This window comes from Hymenobacter psychrotolerans DSM 18569, assembly GCF_900142395.1.
GTDB lineage: Bacteria > Bacteroidota > Bacteroidia > Cytophagales > Hymenobacteraceae > Hymenobacter > Hymenobacter psychrotolerans.
In genome coordinates, this window is record NZ_FRAS01000053.1 from 1 (window position 1) to 5,788 (window position 5,788).

The 5,788-nt window shown below is 54.2% G+C and carries 8 protein-coding genes; 5 read left to right on the forward strand and 3 right to left on the reverse strand.

What is annotated here, in order from left to right:
* Positions 1-406: 406 nt before the first annotated feature.
* Positions 407-754 carry a hypothetical protein gene (locus tag BUE15_RS21035; protein WP_073289214.1) on the forward strand — a complete coding sequence of 116 codons (348 nt, stop codon included), beginning with the start codon at positions 407-409 and terminating at the stop codon, positions 752-754.
* A gap of 242 nt (positions 755-996) precedes the next feature.
* On the forward strand, positions 997-1,719 hold the full coding sequence (gene mobV / locus BUE15_RS21040) for a MobV family relaxase (protein ID WP_073289216.1): 723 nt from the start codon (positions 997-999) through the stop codon (positions 1,717-1,719).
* Between the two features lie 35 nt (positions 1,720-1,754).
* Here mobV and BUE15_RS21045 read toward each other — a convergent pair whose 3' ends face one another.
* Together BUE15_RS21045 and BUE15_RS21050 are read right to left on the reverse strand one after the other, a co-directional pair.
* Positions 1,755-2,495 (reverse strand): hypothetical protein, encoded by a 741-nt coding sequence (locus BUE15_RS21045; RefSeq protein WP_073289218.1) that lies wholly within the window; start codon positions 2,493-2,495, stop codon positions 1,755-1,757.
* A 401-nt stretch (positions 2,496-2,896) separates the two neighbouring features.
* A complete protein-coding gene (locus BUE15_RS21050; protein WP_073289220.1) occupies positions 2,897-3,268 on the reverse strand; it encodes a hypothetical protein in 372 nt (123 codons plus the stop codon).
* Between the two features lie 179 nt (positions 3,269-3,447).
* Here BUE15_RS21050 and BUE15_RS21055 point away from each other — a divergent pair, with 179 nt between their 5' ends.
* From BUE15_RS21055 to BUE15_RS22230, 3 genes are all read left to right on the forward strand, one after another.
* Entirely contained in the window at positions 3,448-3,708 is a 261-nt protein-coding gene (locus BUE15_RS21055) for an AbrB/MazE/SpoVT family DNA-binding domain-containing protein (protein WP_073289222.1), read from the forward strand.
* On the forward strand, positions 3,696-4,028 hold the full coding sequence (locus BUE15_RS21060; protein WP_073289224.1) for a type II toxin-antitoxin system PemK/MazF family toxin: 333 nt from the start codon (positions 3,696-3,698) through the stop codon (positions 4,026-4,028). The genes BUE15_RS21055 and BUE15_RS21060 overlap by 13 nt, the downstream gene beginning before the upstream one ends.
* A gap of 138 nt (positions 4,029-4,166) precedes the next feature.
* A complete protein-coding gene (locus BUE15_RS22230; RefSeq protein ID WP_211617700.1) occupies positions 4,167-4,661 on the forward strand; it encodes a hypothetical protein in 495 nt (164 codons plus the stop codon).
* A 4-nt stretch (positions 4,662-4,665) separates the two neighbouring features.
* Here BUE15_RS22230 and BUE15_RS21070 read toward each other — a convergent pair whose 3' ends face one another.
* Positions 4,666-5,640 (reverse strand): replication initiation protein, encoded by a 975-nt coding sequence (locus tag BUE15_RS21070; protein WP_073289226.1) that lies wholly within the window; start codon positions 5,638-5,640, stop codon positions 4,666-4,668.
* Positions 5,641-5,788: the final 148 nt, after the last annotated feature.

A 5,788-nucleotide genomic window follows, 5' to 3' on the forward strand; every position in this document is an offset into this window, starting at 1 on the left:
TACACCAAAACCCGTTTTTACTACACCAAAACCCGTTTTTACATGTCGTAAATTATTGTTTTCCAACGTGTTATGAACCCCTCAAATAGAGCAAATACTTCAAATATCACAAGTTGTGTTTCGCGCGAGAAAAAAAGCTTTTAGGGTCGGTGGATAACTCCGGCCGGAAAACAGAAATCAAACAAAACACCCTAGAAGCCAGTAATTTGCGAGTATTCATAAATTAATATATAATTGGTAATCAATGGTATATGCAGAATATTGTCGAGCTTATGTACCCTCTTGCACCCGGGAGAACTTTCGCCTTTGGGGCCGTGGGGAAGCGAGTCCTGAGCAGCGCGGGCACCGGGTGTAACCTAATCGCTATAGCTGTCCGTAGGAGAAAAGCAAATAGCAATTTCCCTGTATGCGCTACACCTGCCAGCACTGCTCTACCGTTTATACTCCCCGCCGCAAAGGGGGCCGGTTCTGTTCTACCAACTGCCGGGTAAGTGCCTGGGATAAGGCCCAAAAGTCGGAGGAAGCGCAGTGGTTGTACCAGGGCGAAGAGTACTACCTGGCCCGCAAAATCGACTTCTTGGGCGAGGAGGCGGGGAAGCTCTTGCCCCAGCTTGGCGATACGATAACCCCGGACCAGGTGCAGCAGATACGGACGCTCCTCGACCGGATGCAGTATGAACGGGGTAACTCGGTGGTGCAGCGGTTGGTGAAGGGAAATCCGGTACCACCAGGAGGCACAAGCGTAAGTCGTTAGCGTAGGTAAGCCCCTGATAGCGTAAATAATAAGCGTAAAGAATCCCGTATAAGCGTAAGGTACAAACGTAAGCAAGCGTAATGTTCAAGCGTTGTGTACTCACTAGACAATTTTGGGCAGCCTAAGCGCTGCGCTTTAGGCTGCCCAAAATTGTCTGTTCGGCGCTGCGGGCACTCGTTCTACCCGGTGGCCACCGGCACTCCCAGCCGGCCCGCTGGCCACCTTTTCCCCCTACCGCCCCGATGCCCTATGCCATCCTGCGCACGGCCAAACTCAAGACCGCCGGCAACCTGACTTCCCTCAACGAACACCTGCAGCGGCTGCGGCCGACCCCGAACGCGGACGCCGAGCTGACCCCGCTCAATGTGCAGCTGGTGGGCAGCCCCGACCTAGCGGCCGACGTGCAGGCCCGCCTCGACGCGGTCGGCTGCACGGTGCGCAGCAACGCCGTGCTGGCGGTCGAGCACTTGATGACGTTCAGCCCCGAGTTTTTGGACATTCGCAAGGAGCCCGGCCAGTCGGGCAAACCGGCTCAGCTGGTTGGCTCGCCTGAGGACGGGGCTAAGCTGGCCGGCTTCCGAGACCGGGCGATGGAGTGGCTGAGCGAGCGCTACGGGAAGGAGAACGTCGTGAATGCCGTGCTGCACCTTGATGAGCAGACCCCGCACATCCACGCCACGGTCGTGCCTATTGACCAGGCCGGCAAGCTCAATTGCCGGGCGATGCTCGGCGACCGGCAGAAGATGCGCGCCATGCAGACCAGCTTTGCGGCCCAGCTGGCCCCATTGGGGCTGCAGCGCGGCGTAGAGGGAAGCCAGGCCCAGCACCAGGAGGTGAAGCGCTTCTATGGGCTGGTAAAGGAACTCAACCCGCAGCTGGAGCAGGAGGCGCAGCGCCAGGTGGCCCAACAGCGCATCCGCCAGGCCGGGCAGCAGCACAGCCGCGGCGGTGGAATCGGCATGTAAATGTCAGCCTTGCTCGAACTACCCTTTCGTTTAACTTATCGACTGTGTTTGAGTTCGTAATCGATTAGGTCATAGGCCACCGCCAACTTCTCGGCGACGTCCTCAGAGCATAGGCTGAAGGCCTCTAATAGCCTATCCCTGACGGCCGGTGACGTCACCCAAGCGCGGAATCGTTGACTGAGTTGGGGCGACGCCAAGAACGGGCCGTTAAAATACTTGTCCCGAAAAAGAGACTGACTGTGCTCGTAGACCTCTTCACCCAGCAATGCCCATGCCCCGGGCGCCGTGGAGGCTTCCCAGTGCTGAAGCAACTCGTCAAAGCGTGGATAAATGCCGGCCAGCGCGGTGAAGTAATCCCGGAATTGCCAAGCCTCAATACCAAGTACGACGTCCCACAAAGCCAGAAAATACTGCTCTATGGCTGCGATTTCTGTTGGTGGCCATGTGCGCCAATGGCCGTAATCTAATTTACTGAAGACCACATACTCTTCATACGGGGCCTGAAATGCGGCCGTCAGTTCAAAGAGCCGGGGTAAAAAGTGCTTGAAGTCATCGACGGTGCCCCACGTAGTCATGGCCTTGCCGGCGTATCGGCCCAAGTCATCTTCAGTCAGTTCTCGTAAGCTCCGGTGTGTAACTTGCTCTTTGTCGGTTGCTGAGACACAGCAGGGGCAACCCTCCAGCGACGAGAGCGGATAGGCACCAAAAACCAAGTACAAGTTCTCAACCGCTTGCTGCAGGATAGCTTGGGGAGAAGAAGGAATGGTGGGCGTCATAAGGTCGGGTGAAGGTAATTGCCGAGAATAGACCCTTCACAGAAATACGTTTTGTAAACATTGCCCAAACCAACCCCTGCTACTCCGGCAAAGTACCACAATTGGAGGGTAGGGACCGTGGGGCGAAAAACCACCACAATTCTAAGGTAGTGGGTATAACGAAGATTATGTTAAGGGATAAAACCGGGACCGAGGAGGGACTTTTTACACTTCCCCACTGCCCCCAAAATCCTGTTTGTCCAGGCCCGGGAAAGTGCTTGGTGTCGAGTTTACGAAACTCATCTACTTTGCCCGTTTCGTAAACTTTGAATCGTAGACGAGTTTCTTAAACTCGCTGGGCGCTGCAGCGGCCCACTGGCACCTGGTGCGGAGCAGCTGCGAGCAGTTTAAGAAAGGGAGGGTCAAATACTAGTCATGCTTCGTTCCCGAACGTCGAAGGCACTGCACACCAAGTAGAAGTAGGATTCGCGGTGCTCGTCAATACCTTGTGGCGGGATGTAGCGCGGCAAGAAGTCGAAGACAAACTTATCGCCCCAGACCACAGCGGTTAACTCAAATATCACTTGCGTCCTGGTGTCTAGAGGAAGGCGAAATTCTTGCACATGCTCGAAGGTCATGTCGAGGAACACCCATTCTCCCTCATCGATCTGTTTCATGCATTGAACGGTCACCTGTAGGGTGAGGCCCTCAGGGGCGTACATAGTCCTTACTTGCTCCACCAAGGCATCATGCAGGTCCCCATAGATAGCGATGAAGTCGGGTAAGTTGTTCATTGTGCAAGAATACGCTGGCCACTTGGCATGCAGTTCATTCAAACGGTGATTTAAACAGCCACCGTCTTTAGAATAGGGTACGATAAGGGCCCGCTAGTGGACCTAAAAGTGCTGCTTTCCAGCGAATGAAACCAGAATCACTAAGTAAATGTAATTACATTGTACGTACATTTGCTTCCATGAACACGCGCCTGATTCGGGTCGGCAATTCCCAAGGGATTGTACTGCCCAAGAAATTACTGCAGCAGTATCACCTCACCGGCGAGGTCGACCTGCAGCCCACGCCCGAGGGGCTGCTTATCACGCCAGTGGTGAAGACCCGCCGCCAAGGCTGGGACGAGCGCTTCCAGAACGCGATTGCCCAGGGCCAGGCCCCAGAGGGCGAGCTACTGGAGGGATTTTCGGACGAGGCCTTTGAGGAAACGGAATGGCAGTGGTAGCCGTGCAGCGTTTCGAGGTATGGCTCATCAACCTCGACCCAACCCAGGGCAGCGAAATTAACAAGACCCGCCCTTGCGTGGTGCTCTCGCCCGACGAGATGAACCGGTACCTGCGCACGGTGACCATTGCGGCCCTGACCAGCACCCGGCGCGACTACCCTTCCCGAGTGGATTGCACCTTCCAGGGCAAAGAAGGCCAGATCGCGCTTGACCACATCCGCTCCGTGGACAAAACCCGTTTGGTGCGCCGCTTAGGAGTATTGCCTAAAGCCACGGCACAAGCAGTCTGCGACCGGTTGCAGGAGCTATTTCAATACTGATACTGCTTGACCGGCCTGCTGCCCAGCAGGCCGGTTCTATTTTGCCCCGATATGGGTACTCGGGTGCCTGTAAGACATGTAGTAAGACAAGAATTTTCGGCGTACCTATGTGTCTTACAAGTTGTAAGACACGTTTACATGAAGTCCAAAATCAGTCTGACAGAAACCGAAAACGGTAAGACAAGCCCTAAAAACGGTCTTACAACGGCCGAAAATGGTAAGACATCCTCTGAAAACAGTCTTACAGAAACCGGTATTGGTAAGACAGAAGCGGCAAAGGGGGAGAAAGAAGGTCTTACACCAGGTAAGACCAGCAACAAAGGTGGGCGACCGGCTAAGCCGGCCAGTACCACGGCTGTAACTTGGTCGGTGCGGGGAGTGGAGCGCGAAACGCGGGCCATACTGGAGAAGGCCGCAGCGCGGGCCGACAAGACGATGGGGCAGTATTTCAACGACGAGGTGCGCGCCTTTGTCCAAGGGCAACTTAGCCAGGCCGAGGCCCCGCAGCTGCCGGCCAGCCCCCGCGACCTGCAGGTGCAGGTGGAGCAGCTGACACAGATGGTCGAGGGTATTGCCGCCCGATTAGCCGAGCCAGCACGAAAGAGTCTCTGGCAGCGTGTCTTTGGAAAGTAGTGGGTTAGGCCTGCTTTTTAGTCGCCGCGTCGAACAGCGGCCCATTTGCGGGCTTTTTAAAGCCTAATACGGTGAGTAGGAGTCCTGAGAGAGAATGAGCCTTGGCGTACTTGCCGGTTTTCAGGTCGTGGGCGAACTTGTTGCAGGCCGCCACGTGCGCCGCGCTGGCCAGGATGGTGGCCACCAGCTCGGGCGTGGTGATGCTCAGCTGTGCGAGTAGCCGGCCGGCGTTTTCCACCTGGTGCTGCTGCATCCCCACCGGGGCCGTGCCTGAGGGCACTAGGTCAAACGGAATAGTTTCGGCCAGCGCTTGCGGCTTAACCGTGAAAATGATGTTTTTGAAGGCCTTTCCCTTCTTTTCCAGTGTGTAGCTGATGTGCAGTTCGGTGTGCTCGTTGATTTGCTTAGTAGCTAAGTCGAGGACACTCGTTTTGAAATCGCTTATCCGGGGCATTTTATCGGTTCCCTTGTCATCGACTATGCCCAGCATTCGCTTGAAGTCTAGAATATCATACTTTTTAGTTTCGCCCAGATTCTTCCACTGGCTGCAATGCTGATAAATACGCTTGGCGTATTTGCTGGTAAGGCGGAGCGCAGCAGCCAGCTCGTAACTGGTGAAGTTGTTTTTGAGGTCGAACAGGTAGGGTAGAACGTGCCTAGTGAGGTCAAATTCAATGATTCCTTGCCCTTTAAGGTAGCGTATCCGTTGGAACATCCAGAGTTGCTGATACTCGTTCGCATCTTCTACTTCCAGCATACGAGAACCCATATCAGCCGTGGCTTTATGCAGGTAAGCCGCATTATATCGCTTGCCCGTCAAACTGGACAACTCCGTTATATCCAATTGATAAACAGTGTCTTTTTCGCCTTTACGCAGCTTGGAGATGATGAAGAAGAACAGGTCTAGCTGCAACTCCGTGTATTCGTACCGAGCGTTAGTCAGTGCGTTATGTTGACGAATTTCTAGACCCTTGTTCATTGCTACTATTTAGCTTATCCAGCAACAATTATACGTTTAAAACGGGTATTCATTACAAAACACGTTTTAATAACCCGTTTTAAATACACTAAAACCCGTTTTCAAGTACACCAAAACCCGTTTTTACTACACCAAAACCCGTTTTTAC

Excerpts from the sequence above, each read along its gene's own strand:
- BUE15_RS21070 (WP_073289226.1), bottom strand. The coding sequence starts at position 5,640 with ATGAACAAGGGTCTAGAAATTCGTCAACATAACGCACTGACTAACGCT.
- BUE15_RS22230 (WP_211617700.1), top strand. The coding sequence starts at position 4,167 with ATGAAGTCCAAAATCAGTCTGACAGAAACCGAAAACGGTAAGACAAGC.
- BUE15_RS21035 (WP_073289214.1), top strand. The coding sequence starts at position 407 with ATGCGCTACACCTGCCAGCACTGCTCTACCGTTTATACTCCCCGCCGC.
- BUE15_RS21045 (WP_073289218.1), bottom strand. The coding sequence starts at position 2,495 with ATGACGCCCACCATTCCTTCTTCTCCCCAAGCTATCCTGCAGCAAGCG.
- BUE15_RS21055 (WP_073289222.1), top strand. The coding sequence starts at position 3,448 with ATGAACACGCGCCTGATTCGGGTCGGCAATTCCCAAGGGATTGTACTG.
- BUE15_RS21050 (WP_073289220.1), bottom strand. The coding sequence starts at position 3,268 with ATGAACAACTTACCCGACTTCATCGCTATCTATGGGGACCTGCATGAT.
- mobV (WP_073289216.1), top strand. The coding sequence starts at position 997 with ATGCCCTATGCCATCCTGCGCACGGCCAAACTCAAGACCGCCGGCAAC.
- BUE15_RS21060 (WP_073289224.1), top strand. The coding sequence starts at position 3,696 with ATGGCAGTGGTAGCCGTGCAGCGTTTCGAGGTATGGCTCATCAACCTC.